Here is a 16,946-nt window from a genome sequence, read left to right as displayed (position 1 = left end):
GAAAACAGTGGTTTAGTTTATTTAGAAGCACGAGCGAGGACGTTCGCGCTAGCGGGGTATTATGCTCTATCCTGATAATTCTCTATCAATTTTTTATAGTCTGATTTAAGTTCATTATCAAAATTCAACAAATCATCTAATATATCTATCTGTTGTTCAACAGAGGTGAATATATCTGAATTATCTTTAAAAGAAATCAAAAATTTTTCTTTCATTTCCAAAGATGTAAATCCCACAATCGCAATTTCCCATTCTCTTGAACCCATAATCGCCCAATCATTTGAATTTGAAAAGCATGATATTTCGTTTGAATTTATCCCAATAGCGTCTGCGGTATTTTCACCAGGATCCTTATATATAATATTATTAAAATCATCATAATTCTTATTTATCTCTAATTCAAAAACGCTATATTTATTAAAATGTAAAAAAAAATAGTCTTCAGGTGAAGGATCAATTGTATAGAAAAATAACTTCTCATTTTTAATGTTATTCAGAAAAGCTATTACTCCTTCAAAAAATATTTCTTCAAAAATATAGTCAAAATCAAAAGCTATAAAGTATTTAAAATTACTGTTAAAAGAGTTTTTTTCAAATGAAAGATACTCGGGAAACAACTTTTTTATTTTTGATTTATAATGTTCAAATTCTTTTTTATCAGTTACAAAATTTTCCATATTTATGGTTTTAATCGTATTTTAATATCTGTTTTTCCTACTCCATGTGGATTTTTCTTGAAACCAGCTGTAGGATTTCCTCTCTTATCATTTCGAAGGTTATAAGAAGTTTTCCCATTAGAATAGGTTCTTGATTTTCCATCTTCTGAACTTTTAGTTTTTTTATAGCCAGATTTTTCCAGGTTATCTACAAATTCTCCCTCAGAAACATTTGTCTCTTTATTATTAACAGCTCTTTTACCTGTTTTATCTACATATTCAGAATTGTCTCCTTCTTCAGGTACTTCCACACCATTAACATCCTTATCTTCTCCTGCGCTATCCTCAGTTTTCAAATTTCCTCATTCCCGCACCGGGATCTGCAATAGTTGTATGCCATTGTAAGGGAGGTTTTGTAGCCTGGTCATAAATAACCTTTCCCAATAAAGCCGCTAATATAACCCAACCAACAGGATTTTCTGAATTGAGAGTTCCAAGTGTAGCAGCAGCAGCATATCCATTATTTTGGCTATCTTTAGATTTTCCCAGTAAATTAATCTGAGTAATTATGGAACTTCCATTATTAAAATCTTTCCAGACACTGTTTTTTGCATCCCAATAAAACTCTCCATCCGAGTCTCTCCAATATTCTCCGTCTTTTCTACCGTCCCTATCAGGATAAGCCAACTCTCCCTGCATTCCGGTAGGATCTGCAAAAGTTATCGGATTATTCCAAACATAGCTGTATGCTTCGTGAGTGTATTGGCTTCTCGGATGTACCACGCCCCATCTTCCTAAGTCAGGCATATAAAATCTTGCGCCGTAATCATACATACCCGTCTCCTGAAGTTCCTTGCCATTGTACTTATACTTATACACAGGATTTCCTCCTAAAACATTATACCCCTCATGCTTTAACCCAAAAGGATAATAATTACTCTCTTCAATAATCTCTGCTCCTGCTCCGTTTTTAAAATAGCTTAACCTTGTATTTCCTAAATGATCTGTGTAATTATACACATACTTTCCGGTTTCAGCATTATAATAGCCTTCTGCGGTTGGGAAGAACTTTAACGTCCCGTTTTCATACTGGAAACCATCTAAATAATCTGTGGTTACCGTGCGAAGGAGCTTTTTACTTTATTCTACCTATTGTAAATATAGCATTTCTTGTAGTTAAATGATAAACCACTTCGGAAAACAGTGGTTTATTTTATTGGTAGCACGAGCGAGGTCATTCAAACCAGCGAGGGTTCACATTATCAGATGTTTTAATTAATTTTAGAGATAATTCTTTTTTTAAAAATTTCTTTTAATTGTTTATTTTCCTTATCAGGTAAATCCTTATTAATTTTCCTCCAATTACCTAAAGATAAACCATTTTGTATACTTATAAAGCCTATTTTTGTATGATTCTTACCATTCTCTTTTGCATAAAACTGAATTATTTGGTTCCTTTCTTTAATAAAAATATAAAAAACAAAATAACCATTTGCCTGAACCTCATCACTTAGTGAAACTTCATTTCCAGCCCATTCAAAAACAGGAACTTGAAGCTCTGTATTTATTGTTTTTAGCGAATCTATTTTTTCTATTACTCTCTTTTCTGATAAGCTTATTTCAAAAACTTCTGCATAAGGATAACTTCCTGCTGAAAACTTGTTAACATCTTTGCAGGAAAATATTGATAATAAATAAATTACATTAATAATAAAATATTTTTTCATTATTTATCTTTTAGGCTTATTGGTTACACCCTTACTAGATTCTCTATAATCATTTTCTATATGCATTGGTCCAAACTGTGGTTGTGTAATGAGTTTAAAGATTGTTTTTGGAGCTGCTGCAATACCAAGGCCAATTCCCAGCCCTGCTGCTATAGCTCTGTCTTTAGCCCCAATAAATGGATTGACCGCAATTTCTAGTTCTTCCGCAACAAATTTATAATCAGCTCCAATTGCTCTTGTATCTGTAAGTAGACCAGAAACTCCTGAAATTTTTAAATTATCATATCTTCTATCGTGCCCTATTGCTGGATACTCAGAGAATAACAAGGGTTTATAGTCATAACTATAATTCCCTTTATATGTCATTGGATTATCACCCCCAGGATAAGTTAAATCACCCAGATTTTTATAAAGTGTACCAGGATTTAAACAATTTGAACAATTACTGAAAATAGTTTTATCCCTTGCTTCTATGTTCTGTGTATTATCCATAACATTTCCACTCGAATCTGTAACAGTACCATTATCATGTAATGTATATTGAAAGTCGCCATCGCCTTGACCATTTGTAACACTTGTAACCGTTGAACCTTCATCTAAATGTTGAACATTAGAACCATATTTATCAACTGCTTGTTGTTGAGTAGTGATTTCAGCATCAAAAAATATTTGATTTCCTCTTTTTACCCAGTCTGTTGATTCTCTTCCATCTGGGTCAATAAATCTTATTGGGTTGTTAAAAGCATATGTATAAGGACTCCATCTTCTCGAAGTTTCCGCCAACGGATCTACAACGCCCCATCTTCCTAGATCAGCCATATAAAATCTCGCCCCGTAATCATACATTCCACTTTCCTGAAGTTCCTTCCCGTTGTATTTATATTTATACGCAGGATTTCCCAACAACACATTATACCCCTCATGCTTCAGCCCAAAAGGATAATAATTACTCTCCTCAATGATCTCTGCTCCTGCTCCGTTTTTAAAGTAGCTTAGCCTTGTATTTCCTAAATGATCAGTGTAATTATACACATATTTTCCGGTTTCAGAATTATAATAGCCTTCTGCGGTTGGGAAGAATTTTAATGTTTCGTTTTCATACTGGAAACCATCCAGATAATCTGTGGTTACCGTGCCAAAGAGCTTTTTCACTTTTACCCCGTCTGCCCGGTACGTGTAATCCGTTACTTTGGCGTTTTGGGTAATCTTTCCAGGTAAATTTAAATAATTATATTGAATGGAAGAAATCCCTTTATCCGGTTGGGTAATCATACTTCCGTTGACATCATACGTTATTGTACTTCCTGTAGCTCCGGAGGCCAGCGGATAACCGCTTAAGGCATTACCGGTCCCTTTTTCTTTAAGGTAGGATAATATATTGCTCTGTTCGCTGTTTTGATAATGGTATTCCAGGTCATCCATTACTTCGGGAGCAGTGTAGCCGGGAAGCTGCTTTCCTCTTCTGAGCAGGGTTTTGATATTCCCGTTCAAATCGTAGGTAAGCTGCTCGTGGTATTCACCCCGGTCCAGATTCATTCCGTCCCAGAAGCGTCCTTCTTTAAGACGGTTAAGGGCATCATACTCATAGGAATAATTTCTCAGTACGGCATCACTTTGGGTAATCCATGACATCTGGGAAATATTTCCATTGTATTTCGCAGATCCGGAAAACTGGCTGTCGGGTTGATTATACCTCAATTCATACGCAAAGAGTTTATTCTGCAGATTGGCGGGATCGTTAAGTCTGGTCAGCCATCCTCTGATATTGTAGGCATACTTCACACTTTGCAGCGGGCTGCCGGTTGTATTTCCTACATTTTTAGTCTGCAGCTGGCCCAGATCGTTGTAAAGGTTTTCTGCAAGCAGTTCTTTAGCGCCGTTGTTTACTTCATGCCAATGCCTCACCATCCTTTCCTGATGGTCATAGTCAAAACTTTCTTTGATATTGATTTTGGTTCCGCCGGCAGTTCTTTTATGCTCGGTAAGCGTATAATCCGGTACGCCTGAAAATTTCAGGAAGCTTTCGGTTTTGGTATAACCTCCGAGGTGGTTATCGGAATGGGTAGCGATGGCCCTTCCTTTTTTATCATAAAAGGTATATGTTTTGGTCCAGCTCTCATTTTCAATATTCCGTACATAGGATGCGGTAGGCAGGCTTTTGGTGCTTACATTTGAGCTTGCCGTAGCCTGAGGCAGTACTTCCTGGCCCAGAACAGTTCCAGGAACAGCGGGAGCTCCCTGCGGATAAGTATCGTAATAGTTTACGCTAAGGATTTTATCGATACTGGTCGGATAAGAAACATTGCCGTATTCTACAGCCAGTCCGCTCAGGGTAAAGCTGCCTCCACGGGTTTCGTAGGAAGCATTCGCCGCCTGGTTATCAATATAATTCTGGATATTCTGCCTTGGCGTTCCGTCCCTTGAAATCCCGGTATACACTACTCTTCCGAACTGATCGTATTTGGTAAAAGTCCATGACTGGTCAGCCGTAAAATTGGTGATCCCGTTTTTCAGCACGGTGTCACGGTAGAGCACAATCTGGTCTTTTTTATTGTAGACCATCTGTTCCCATCCTTTTCCGGGAAGCTTCTTTTCTACGAGCCTGTTTCTTCCGTCATACTTATACTGATAGCAGAGGTGTGCCAATGCAGAATCGGATACGGAGGCAGAGGTTGATGCCAGTGGAGGAATCACAAATGCCAGCTGATCATATTCATTGTATACGTAGTAGGTATCTGCATTTTCAGTAGCACTGATCACTTTTCTGACCAGAAGGGTTTGCCCCTGCCCGTTTTTAAATTCTATGGTTGTATTGCCATCCTCATCAGTAACGGTGTTTTTGTATAGCTGTGCCTGGCCGTAAGTTCCGGATAGGCTTAACTGGGAGGAAGTAGCTCCATCAAACCAGGTGGTTACGGTGGTATATTTTTTTACTTCTCCTGCCGTATTGGTATCATAGCCGAAGGTAACGGGCTTATTCTGCCAGCCGCTACCGGGATTCTTCTGGCTCAGGATCCTGTCCAGGGGAGAATTCTCCAGGTTTTTATGACTGAAGGGGAAAGAATCATTGATCCCGTTGGCCTGATAATAAGCATTGGTACTGCTTTCTACCCCGCTTTGGATGTTCCCGCTCTGGGAAGACATGGGAACGGGAAGCCAGCTGTCTACCTGCCTGCCATAGGCGTCGTAAGGAATATGGGTTACGAGATCTTTCCCGGTAGGGGTAGACTTAATGCTCACGGATTGTTTGGGACGCCCCAGACCGTCAAAAAACTGAACACTCTGGATCTGCTGCAGGGATCCGTTGGAAACCTCCGTAGGCACGAGGTACTGCCTGGTATAAACATAATTCTCAGTATTGGAGATACTGGAAGCGTAATCTACGGTAATGGGGGTATAGGTATTCCCGGGATTCCCAGGAGATGTGCCCCCGATATAGGCCCGGAAAGTTCCGTTAGCAGAATTGAAGCGAAAGCCCGGGAGCATGCGTATGCTCTGGGGATTGGCTACTTCGGTATTGGGCGCAGGCGGAGAGGTCAGAACCACCTGTGCATGGTGATAGATTCCACACAGCAATCCCAAACTTATATATATTTTTTTATACATAGTTTTTCAATTAATGGGTGGCAGTGGATTTCTTGTTCAGGATCTGATCTTTGAGCTCTTTAATTTCCAGGACTGCACTTTTTAAATCTGCATTCTCAGTTTGAAGTTTCTGAATTTTTTGGTGTTGGTCTTTTAACTGTTTGTTTTGTTCAATAACATACAGCGTTAATTCTTCAATTTTCTGCAGCAGCTTAATCTGAAATTCACCAACGTTTACGCCTTCTTTTTCCATTACTTTTGCAGAGGCTATTTCGGGTAAATGCTTTTTGTCTTTGATATGTTTTTCCACGTCTTCGAGCTTGGGAAGGCCATAATTTTCTTCAAAAACGAAATCGGCGGTTGGCGTCAGGGTCACTTTGAGCTCTTTGGCTTCCAGTTTACCTTGCAAAAGGGCATTGCCATTCACGGAAATTTTCATGATTTCATTCATGGCTACCGGAGAATTCATGGCAATGGTTTGTGGAGTTGAGCTTAAAAACTTAATGCCCTCATCGCCCATGGTCATGGCTACTTTGGAAAAATTTAGAGTTCCATTGGAAGACAGCCAACCGTACCCTACATTTGGATCTGCCTTAACCCCAAAACTCATATAGGAAGCCGCTGAACTCCTCAATGAGCCCCAGTTACTGAGTGATCCGTCTTCATATCGTATGGCCAGTGCATTAATCCCTTCTGTGGAACTGGCTCCGCCTGCTAAAATATTACCGGAAACATCCAGTTTTTCTTTTGGAGCAGTAGTTCCTATTCCTATATTCCCATTTCTGAGAATAGATAATCTTTCGGCTAAGCTTGTTGCACCGTTGCCGTCATTTACTAAAATAGAAAATTTTGAGCCGTAGGTATTTCCTGTTTCCTCGGTAGCTGTTATTCTTGCTTTGGGGGAGTTCTGGAATCCTGTAAACTCTAAAGCAGGGTATTTCGGGTTGGATGAAAGCGCACTTGCTCCACCTGTGGAAATTGTTATTTTACCGCCATCGGGGTTGGCTACCTCCAAATGCGAATGGGGGTTGTGAATTCCTATCCCAACGTTACCCGATGCGGGAGTTGTTGTCTGATTTAAAGCACCTCCCTGAGTATATAACTGTGCATAAGTTAACTGAGCGGCAAAAATGCCTGCAATGAATATTGTTTTTTTCATAATCTGAGTTTTATTGTTTGTAATTGTATTTGAATTCTTTTAAAATTTTCCCTGTTGCACTATTTTCCCTGATTTCCATTAATCTGTTGGCGGTATCATACATGTATACTTCTCTGATACCAGATGGAGGAGTGATGCTTCGCACTCCGATTAACGGGTCATAGGAGTAAGTCGTGATCTGGTAACCTGATAAGGCAGAATGAGTTCTGAACAAATCCAAAGCTGAAATGAATGACTGTTCAGAAGCATCAGTTCCCAACTGGGCATCATTAGCAGATGCGTTAACAATACTGTCTATTAATGTTTGTGAAATATCTGACAGTTTTGCGCCTTCTATCTTTGCTATTGGCTGTGTTTTGTTGTAGCCCCAAACGATGGTTGTCGAGATTCCGTTTCTGGAAGTGTATTGCTGCAGGTTTCCGTTAGAATCGTATTTATCATATGTGGCCTCAGTGGACATCAGATTTCCCTGGATATTTAATGACTGAACAGAAGTTGGAAATAAATGGGAAACGTCATTATATAACGTTTCCGTCTTTGAAACTGTTTTGTTGTTTTTCTTAACTTCTGTTTCTAAAGGAATTCCAATAATGTTTGCATTAATTAGTTTTGTATTATTTTTTTCGTGAGCATATAGATAAAATACCTCCTGAGTACTAAGATCGGGAAAAATATTTTTTTGAGAAGTCAATTGATAATGATTAGTACTACTATATAAAAAGGTATTTTTAGAAGTTAAAATTTTATCATTTCTATAATCATTGATTATTGTTTTATTTTTTTCTACTTTACCACTGTTAAAATAATAAGGTTTATAGTATATTTTTAAATTATCCGTGAAATTTACGACTAAAAAATTATTATGTGGCAGGGGAGAGCCAACAAGATGAGAAAGATTCATGTACATTTGAGCCAATGGAACAACATAATAATCTCTATTTTTAGTGTAGTTGTGAATCATTCCGTCTGCGGACTCAAAACCCATTGGAGGGCTGATTTCATACGGAGTGTCAAAACCACCGAATTTATATTCATTTGATTCATCCTGTAAAAGTTTATAAGAATTATTGATGTTTTCATAATGTTTTTTTGAAGTTAATAACCCTCTTGTCCATTGGTTATCGGTCGGTAAAGTAAACGGATATTTTAAGAAGTTACTCCCATCAGCAAAATTTGTAAACTCGTAGTCTGTACGCCCTTTATTTTCAAGTTCATCACCCAGGTATTCTTTTACATAGCGATATCCCATACTGTTAGATTCCAGAGAAGAATTCACTGATCCGGCGAAAACACCTTTGGGGTCTAAAATAGGGACGTTATTCTGGTTAATTCCCACAACTCCTACATATTCCCTCATCCCGAATAGATCTCCACTCGCTGTTCCAGTAGGCCCTTTATATTCGAATGTTTTTTTTATTTTTAATTGATCCTGATCCAGATACCTTATTTGTCTGATTCTGTTTCCTGGCCCGTAGTAAAGGTTTTCATTGATATTTGCTACCTTATAGTCGAGCATCAGGGAAACACTTTCAGATTCGTTAGAAATCACATCTTCCAGTGAACAACCGAATGCTGTTACTCCTAACCTGTATGTGGAACCTGCTGTTAATGCCCTCGTAGAGGAAGTACCTTTTACTATAGTTTTATTGGCTCCGATATTGGGGAAAAGAATAACTCTCGCACCATTTTGCTCTATCCAACCCGTGTAATAACTGCATTGTACAGGCATATTAGGATTTACAAATGTTTGATAATCCAATGTTATTTTTACTTCTGTATCATACAGATTAGGATCTATCGTAATGTCTTTATAATACGAATTTGTGGAAGTATTGTAGTTTGGAAGTATATCCCCCGCTTTTATAAGAGTTTCCGATTTAGTTTGATAAGGAGTATTAATAATACCTAATATCCCATCCATATTAAATGTAGGCTTCAAAAGATTGTTTTCGTAGGTGAATTCTGTTTTTAATCCGGTAGAGTGGCTTACAGATTCCAATATACCTGCTTTTGATCCTTCCTCACTACTTTCTCTGTTACTTGAAAAATGTCCATTATAATCAAAAAAATGCAAATACGATCCGTTTGATGCATTATTGTAATATCCCCACATATCCTGAGATGTCGAAAATCTGTTAGGAAGCTGAGTAGAATTATATGTATAATTATACTTTTCAATAATTCCATTCTGTTTTGAGTAACGGACTGCTCCACTAAGAAACATTCTCTTATTTGAGGAAGTATCTAATGATGCCAACAGTGCATTTATATTTGGATTTTGGACTGATTCCTGCGTACTATAATTAAATTTAAAATATTCAATTAAATGATTTTTACTGTCATAAATTTCAATTTTATCAAGTGATTTCCCCCCCTGAATGTCTGTGCGGTTGACAGAAGATGGTAAAAATTTAATTTTCCCTTCGGGAAATTCAATAGATTCAAGTATATATTTATTTTCAATGATCTTAGAAAAATAGGTATAAACTCCTGGATTGGTTGGCTGATCACAAGGTGTGGAGATACAAGGATAAACAATCTTATCATAATCTTTTTTATAATAATAAGATTCATCCAAAGTATAATTATACTTTATCACATCGCCATTAACAGTTTCAATTTGAATCAGATACCAGCTATCAACATACGTATCCTCTGAGTTATCACCATTTAAGGTATAAGAAATTGAAGGTGTGCCATTCTGGATGTAACCTTGCGTCTGAAGTGAACTTTTAAAAGATTTTAAGTCTAAAGTTCCATAATAAAATTTATTTCCTTTGTCATCGACAACTATCCAACTATTCAGTAAAGAGTTTTGAGTGGTGGTTGGTGATATTTTATAATCGCTAAAAGGTTGTTGTACAATTTTTTTATCGAACTGGTCAAAAATAAATTTACCTGAATAACTAGGAGTAGAAAAATAAAACTGATCAGGAACCAGATCTCTTGTAGGGGAAGTAATTGTTTGATTGTAAACCAAAGCCCTCTTCTGGATATTGGTAAAAAAATTAGTATAACTATCAGTGATTAAATAGCCATTTGACGAATCATCAGGTCTGTCTCTTACTTGTCTGCTAACCATACCTCCATAGCTTAAACTCCATCCTAACCCAACTGTTGAAGCTATATCTTCTACTTTTATTCCTCTTGAATGATAATCTAATTGGATGGGAACAGCCAGATCCTTTGTTTTTATTATGTAAATTGGTAAATTAATATTAACAAGCCCATTATTAAGAGAAACAGGTGTTTCTGTAAATTTAAATAGAGATGATGCATCAATGTTAGGTGATTTTACATTGATCTGACCAAAAAGAATCATTGCATAATTCAAAAGTATCAGTAGTAAGATTTTATTTTTCATCTTTTATTTCTTAATGATTTTCGCGGTTGCGGTTTTATTATTATCCGTCTTTATCGTCACCACATAAGCCCCCTGAACTAAATTCTGGGTATTTATTTTCGTCACCTTATTCTTAGTCTTCAAGCTCTGAAGCTGTCTTCCGCCCATATCATACAATAAAATATCAGCCTCTTTGAATTCGAAGCCTATTTCCACATAAGCATACTCTGAAACCGGATTCGGATAAATTTTAATATCCTGCTTCTCAATCAGCTTATTGATTTGGCTGTCTCCAAGTTTCACAATCTTCCAGTTTTCTTTTCCAAGCTCTTCTGCGCTTGTTCCGGCAAGGATAATAGAACCGTCTCTGTTCAATTTTATATCAGACAATCTTTCTTCACGTTTTCTGGATTCACCTTTCACATGTTTTCTCCACTGTTCATTACCCTCCTGATCCAGATACAGCATCCAAAATGTTTCGTCCTCTGCTTCAATCCTTGTCTCAGCTTGGGTATATCCACCTAAAAGAATTCCTTTAGAAGACTTATCATCTGCTGAATGAAGTACACTTGCTCCCATTAGAATATCACGATTTCCAAAAGTGTAAGACTTCTGCCAGATCTCTTCACCTCTTTCGTTAAGTGAAATTAACCACAAGTCTGTTCCTTCTTCAATTCCTACGGTTTTGTTTCCTGATCTTTCTGATCTGGATTCACCACCAACTAAATAACCCGCTGATGTTAAAGCCAATGTTCTCAAATGGTCATCTCCTTTTCCACCAAAATTCTTTTCCCATTCTACCTTTCCGGATTTATCAAGTTTGATGATCCAGTAATCGCCCTCGCCGGAGTTTTCAGATTTTTTTGAACCGCCTAAACCACTTCTGGAATAGATACCTAGCAAGGCTCCGCCATCTCTGGTTGGAATTATTTTTTCAACTTCATCAAGTCCTTTTCCTCCAAATACGGATTCAGACACAATTTTGCCATCTTTATCAAGCTTTACAATCAAAACATCTTTTGATCCATAGCCTTTAGCTGAATTCTGAACATTCCCGGCTACAAAAAATCCAAAATCTGTAGTCTGAATCACCGACCTTGTTTCTTCATCAGATGCTGATCCTAAAGTTTTCTGCCAAAGTTCATCCCCAAATTCATTCAGTCTGATCAGCCAGATATCAGACCCTCCTTTGGAATCTTCTTTTTTATCTAAGCCTTTCCCGGAATAGGAAGTTCCTGCAATCAAAAATCCTCCTTCCTGCGTAGCAACGGAAGCGGAAAGATAATCGTGGTTTTGTCCGGAGAAATATTTTTCCCAGACCTGCTCACCCTGTTGATTGAGTTTGACTAAATGAAAATCATAGCCGTTGTTTTGCTTTTGGCTATTGGCTGCTGGCATCTGGCCGGATCCTGAAGAATGGATAGAACTTCCGGTTATCAGATACTGCTGATCAATGGTTGTGGTTACCTGGCTTAGAAAATCCTGGGTAGAAGATTTGATATCTTTCTGCCACAATACTTCCTGGGCAGATAGCCCCAGAAGCGTGCATAAAGTACATGCACCAGCGTAGAATTTCTTCATCGGTTTTGTATTTTTAATTTTAAAATTCTTTTTTTATAATCCTTTCGCAAATTTAACATTTTTTAACGCATTTCAAGTCCCAATACTGAGATTTAATAAACTTTTTCATTTGCCTATATATTATTAATTCTTTTCAATTAATTAATGAACAAAATTAATGTCATGACACGACAGAACTTGACGCATAAAAATAAAAAGAGCCGATCCCCGAAAGGATCAGCCAAAACATTAACTGTTTATATTGATAGAATTATGATGTCTTACTTCCAGCCGCCACCTAAGCTTTTGTAAATATCTACCACCGTACTCAGCTGTTTCTGTTTAGCTTCAATGAGTTCAATCTTCGCATCCAGCGCATCTCTCTGGTTCAGAAGAACTTCAAGATAATCTGCTCTAGAATTCCTGAACAACTGGTTTGCAATATCAATAGATTGTTCAAGCGCTTTGGTTTCCTGCGATTTCATCTGATAGTACTGATCGATATTTTTCACTTTCGACATTAAATTGGCAACATCCAGATACGCATGTAAGATCGTTTTATCATATTCATACAGCGACTGGATCTGTTTGGCATCTGCAGTCTGGAAGTTCGCTTTGATAGCACTTTTATTGATCAGCGGACCTGCCAGTTCACCGGCTAAATTATAAGCGATGGATTCCGGCATCTTAACCAGATAAGAGGGTTTAAATGCCTCTAATCCTAAGGTTGCTGAAATTTCCAGTGACGGATAAAATTCTTTTCTTGCAGCTTCTACATCCAGCTTTGAAGCTTTCAGTTCCAGTTCAGCCTGCTTGATATCCGGACGGTTAGCCAATAGTTGAGACGGAATTCCGGTATACACTGTTTGAGGCATTGTAGACATAAAACTCTCCTTCGATCTCACAATAGGCTGCGGATATCTTCCCAGAAGTGCATTGATCTGGTTTTCTTTTTCCGTGATATCCTGACGGATGGTGTATTCAGCCGCTTTGGATTTTGCCAGCTCAGCTTCAAACTTTTTTACCGCCAGTTCTGTTGCCGCCGCTGCTTCTTTCTGAATTTTGGAGATTTCCAAAGCTCTCTGCTGCAGTTTTATATACTGTTGAATAATATCCAACTGATTATCCAAGGCTAACAGCTCATAATAATTATCCGCCACTTCTTCGATAAGATTGGAAAGCACAAAGTTTTTTCCTTCAACCGTAGAAAGGTAATGAGCAACGGCAGCTTCCTTCTCTGTTCTGAGTTTTTTCCAGATATCAATCTCCCAGTTCGCCATCAGCCCGCCTTCAAAATTGCCAAGCGGATCCGGCATTTCTTTTCCGGGTTCTATTTCTGTGGTGGCATCACCGGCACCTTCACTGGTATAACGGCCCGCTTTTTTCAATCCGGCTCCTATTCCTGCTGAAACAGTCGGGGTGAGTTTTCCTTTTTTGGCTAAAACACCGCTTTTTGCAATTTCAATTTCCTGAAGGGTGATCAACAATTCCTGATTGTTTTTCAAGGCGGTTTCAATTAAGCTTACCAGATTAGGATCGGTAAAAAACTGTCTCCAGGGCGTAGTTCCGCTGTTGGCATTCGCATCCTGCTGCTCTTCCTGATTGAAGTTCTGAGGCAGGTTTTCTTTCACTTCATCTTTTATAACGGTGGCCATCGGAGCTCTACAGCTTGCTAAAACAAGCAATAAGGCAGTGGCCGCTATATATTTATTATAAATCTTCATGTTTATCATCGTGTTGATAAGGTTCGGTTTGTTCTGTTAAAGGGTTCTCTTCTTCATATCTTGCCAGCCTGGATTTCTCTGCAATGGTTCCGAAAATATAATACAGTCCCGGAATAATCATCAGTCCGAAAACAGTCCCGATCAGCATTCCTCCGGCAGCAGCAGTACCAATCGTCCGGTTTCCTACAGCTCCCGGACCCGTTGCCATTACCAGTGGAATAAGCCCTGCAATGAATGCAAATGAGGTCATCAGAATCGGACGGAAACGGATGGCTGCCCCTTCAATGGCTGCCTTCGCAACAGGAATTCCCTCTTCTGCTTTCTTCTGAACGGCAAATTCTACGATCAATACGGCATTTTTACCCAGCAGCCCTATCAGCATGACCATGGCTACCTGAGCATAAATATTATTTTCCAGTCCTAATAATTTTAAACATAAAAAGGCTCCGAAAATACCCGTAGGAAGGGATAAAATCACCGGCAGCGGCAAAATAAAGCTTTCGTACTGGGCAGCAAGGATCAGATAAACAAATCCAAGGCAGACCAGAAATATAAATACCGCTTCGTTTCCTCTACTCACCTCGTCTTTGGAAATACCGGCCCAGTCTATTCCGAAACCTCTCGGAAGTGTTTTATCAGCAACTTCCTGAATGGCTTTAATAGCCTGGCCGCTGCTGTATCCCGGTGCCGGGGTTCCGCTCACTTCCGCCGAGTTGTACATATTATGTCTGGTGATCTCGGACAATCCGTATACTTTTTCCATTCTCATAAAATCTGAATACGGAACCATTTCATCCTTATCGTTTTTCACATACAGTTTCAGCAGGTCTGTAGGCAGTGCACGGTATTGTGGGCCTGCCTGCACAATTACTTTATAAGGTCTGTCAAAACGGATAAAACTCGTTTCATAGTTAGATCCTATCAGTGTAGACAGGTTATCCATCGCATTTTCAATCGTTACTCCTTTCTGTTCTGCCAGGTCATTATCAATCCTGAGCATATATTGCGGGAAACTTGCAGAATAGAACGTGAACGCAGATCCAAGTTCAGGACGTTTTTTCAGTTCTTTTACAAAATCATTACTCACCTGTTCCATCTTATGATAATCCCCGCTTCCTGCCTTATCCAGCAGACGAAGTTCAAAACCTCCTGCGGCACCATAACCCGGTATGGAAGGCGGCTGGAAGAATTCTATATTCGCTCCCGGAATATTCTTGGCTTTTTCTTCCAATTTTTCTATGATTTCTGCTGCGGATTCTTTCCGTTCCTCCCAGCTTTTAAGGTTGATCAGACAGGTTCCGGAGTTGGATCCCGTACCTTCTGTCAGAATTTCATACCCTGCCAGTGAAGAAACGGACTGCACGCCATCAATATCTTCAGATTCCCTTAATAATTCTTTAGCGATCTGATTGGTTCTCTCCAAAGTTGATCCCGGAGGCGTCTGAATAATGGCGTAGATCATTCCCTGGTCCTCTGCAGGAATAAAGCCTGAAGGAAGTGAATTGCTCAGGAAGAAAGTACATGCACAGAATGCTAATAACAACGGCAATGTGATGCTTTTTTTCTTCACTGTTTTGTTCAGCATTTTTTCATACTTCCCGGCTCCTTTTGTGAATAAATTATTGAATTTATCCAGGAATATGGTCACCGGAGTTTTCTTTTTCGCTTTTCCGTGGTTACTTTTTAAGATCAAAGCACATAAAGCCGGAGTCAGTGTTAATGCCACAACTCCTGAAAGAATAATGGCAGAGGCCATCGTAATGGAAAACTGACGGTAAAATACACCTACCGGACCGGACATGAACGCAATCGGGATGAATACGGATGCCATTACCAGAGTGATCGCGATAATCGCTCCGCTGATCTCATGCATTGCCTCTTCTGTGGCTTTCAACGGGGAAAGCCCTTTTTCTTCCATCTTGGCATGGACCGCTTCAATCACTACAATGGCATCATCGACGACGACTCCGATGGCCATTACCAGGGCGAAGAGTGAGATCATATTCAACGTAATTCCAAATGCAGACATGACCGCAAATGTACCCACAAGTGAAACAGGAACCGCCAGCGCCGGAATCAGGGTGGAACGCCAATCACCCAGGAACAGGAATACTACAATCGCCACCAGGATAAAGGCTTCAAACAGGGTATGAACCACTTTTTCCATGGAAGCATCCAGGAATCTGGAAACATCATAGCTGATATCGTAATGCATTCCTTTCGGGAAGTTATTCTTTTCAAGATCCTTCATCAGGGCTTTTACATTCTTGATGACGTCACTCGCATTGGAGCCGTAAGATTGTTTCACGGTAATAGCTGCAGAAGGTTTTCCATTCAATGTAGAATAAATATCATACATGGAAGAACCGAATTCTATATCGGCAACATCTTTTAATCTTACAAATTCTCCACCCGGCTTAGCTTTCAGAATAATGTTTCCATAATCCTTCTCGTTATTAAAACGCCCGGAATATTTCAGAATATATTCAAATGACTGGGACCGTTTTCCTGAGCTCTCCCCTGTTTTTCCCGGGGAAGCTTCCAAACTCTGCTGGTTCAGGGATTCCATCACTTCGTCTGCTGAAATATTGTAAGCGGTTAACCTGTCCGGTTTAAGCCAGATACGCATAGCATATTCCCGGGTTCCCAGGATGTCTGCAAAACCTACTCCACTTACCCTTCTTAACTCAGACATCACATTGATATCCGCATAGTTGAAGAGGAATTTCTGATCCGCTTTGGGATCATCACTGTACAGGTTAATGTACATCAACATGTTGGGCTCTTCACGGGTAATTTTTACCCCTTCACGCACTACAAGAGGTGGCAGCTTATTCACAACGGAAGATACTCTGTTCTGAACGTTTACTGCGGCTACATTGGGATCCGTTCCCAGATCAAATACGATCTGAATGGAAGCTTCCCCGTCGTTACCGGCATCGGAGGTCATATATTTCATACCCGGAACTCCGTTCAGTCCTCTTTCGAGGGGAATAACCACTGATTTGATCAATAGTTCGTTGTTGGCTCCCGGATATTCTGCGGTGATATTTACTTTAGGGGGTGAAATAGAGGGAAACTGGGTCACCGGGAGTTTTACCAGCGACAGGATTCCCATAAATACAATGATCAGTGAGATCACAATAGACAGAACAGGTCTGCGGATGAATTTCTTAAACATACTGCTTCGTT

At 39.2% G+C, this 16,946-nt stretch carries 10 protein-coding genes; all 10 read right to left on the bottom strand.

Annotated features, from left to right (window positions below):
* Positions 1-59 precede the first annotated feature (59 nt).
* Positions 60-677, bottom strand: a complete 618-nt coding sequence (locus B7E04_RS08020) for a hypothetical protein (RefSeq protein WP_080778182.1) — start codon at positions 675-677, stop codon at positions 60-62.
* Between the two features lie 2 nt (positions 678-679).
* Positions 680-1,012, bottom strand: a complete 333-nt coding sequence (locus B7E04_RS08015) for a hypothetical protein (protein WP_080778181.1) — start codon at positions 1,010-1,012, stop codon at positions 680-682.
* A complete protein-coding gene (locus B7E04_RS22650) occupies positions 1,002-1,676 on the bottom strand; it encodes an RHS repeat-associated core domain-containing protein (protein ID WP_080778180.1) in 675 nt (224 codons plus the stop codon). The genes B7E04_RS08015 and B7E04_RS22650 overlap by 11 nt, the downstream gene beginning before the upstream one ends.
* Positions 1,677-1,927: 251 nt before the next feature.
* Positions 1,928-2,383 (bottom strand): hypothetical protein, encoded by a 456-nt coding sequence (locus B7E04_RS08005; RefSeq protein WP_080778179.1) that lies wholly within the window; start codon positions 2,381-2,383, stop codon positions 1,928-1,930.
* Positions 2,384-2,386: 3 nt separating this feature from the next.
* Positions 2,387-5,989 (bottom strand): DUF6443 domain-containing protein, encoded by a 3,603-nt coding sequence (locus tag B7E04_RS08000; protein ID WP_080778178.1) that lies wholly within the window; start codon positions 5,987-5,989, stop codon positions 2,387-2,389.
* Positions 5,990-5,999: 10 nt separating this feature from the next.
* Entirely contained in the window at positions 6,000-7,127 is a 1,128-nt protein-coding gene (locus tag B7E04_RS07995) for an FtsB/FtsL family cell division protein (protein ID WP_080778177.1), read from the bottom strand.
* Positions 7,128-7,137: 10 nt separating this feature from the next.
* On the bottom strand, positions 7,138-10,491 hold the full coding sequence (locus B7E04_RS07990; protein ID WP_139785364.1) for a hypothetical protein: 3,354 nt from the start codon (positions 10,489-10,491) through the stop codon (positions 7,138-7,140).
* 3 nt (positions 10,492-10,494) lie between these two features.
* Positions 10,495-12,051: a T9SS type A sorting domain-containing protein gene (locus B7E04_RS07985; protein WP_080778175.1), complete on the bottom strand. Its 1,557-nt coding sequence runs from the start codon at positions 12,049-12,051 to the stop codon at positions 10,495-10,497.
* Positions 12,052-12,311: 260 nt separating this feature from the next.
* The gene (locus B7E04_RS07980; RefSeq protein WP_139785363.1) at positions 12,312-13,754 is read right to left on the bottom strand and encodes a TolC family protein; all 1,443 of its coding nucleotides are present in this window, start codon (positions 13,752-13,754) and stop codon (positions 12,312-12,314) included.
* Positions 13,741-16,935, bottom strand: coding sequence for an efflux RND transporter permease subunit (locus B7E04_RS07975; protein WP_080778173.1), 3,195 nt, complete (start codon positions 16,933-16,935; stop codon positions 13,741-13,743). The genes B7E04_RS07980 and B7E04_RS07975 overlap by 14 nt, the downstream gene beginning before the upstream one ends.
* Positions 16,936-16,946 lie beyond the last annotated feature (11 nt).

It is taken from the genome of Chryseobacterium phocaeense (genome assembly GCF_900169075.1).
Classification (GTDB): Bacteria; Bacteroidota; Bacteroidia; order Flavobacteriales; family Weeksellaceae; genus Chryseobacterium; species Chryseobacterium phocaeense.
Note: the sequence above shows the minus strand (reverse complement) of the source record. Positions and strands in the feature narration are given on the sequence as shown.